The following is a 249-nucleotide window of genomic DNA, read 5'->3' on the forward strand; positions in this document are numbered from 1 at the left end:
CGCGCGGTGCGCGAAACCCCGGTCGTCGTCGATCAGCCGCCGATGCCGCCCGTCATTTAATACGGACGCCGCGCGAATCCCGCGCGGTTTTCGTCTCTGCTTCGATATTTCGCATGGATCTGGATTTCTGGTGGTTGCTCGCAATTCAGGTGGCGTTCGCGCTCGGCTGGGCGGCGTCACGCTATGACCTGAAGAACCTCCTGTCGGAGAGCGCCAACCTGCCGCGATCGTATTTCCGCGGCCTGAACT

General features: G+C 62.2%; 1 pseudogene. It reads left to right on the plus strand.

Annotated elements, in window-relative coordinates:
- Window positions 1-113 precede the first annotated feature (113 nt).
- Window positions 114-249 (plus strand): annotated as a pseudogene (locus SB764_RS43205) (lipopolysaccharide assembly protein LapB); the annotation flags it as partial.

Source organism: Paraburkholderia sp. SIMBA_027, from assembly GCF_046535315.1.
In the GTDB taxonomy this organism is placed as follows: domain Bacteria; phylum Pseudomonadota; class Gammaproteobacteria; order Burkholderiales; family Burkholderiaceae; genus Paraburkholderia; species Paraburkholderia tropica.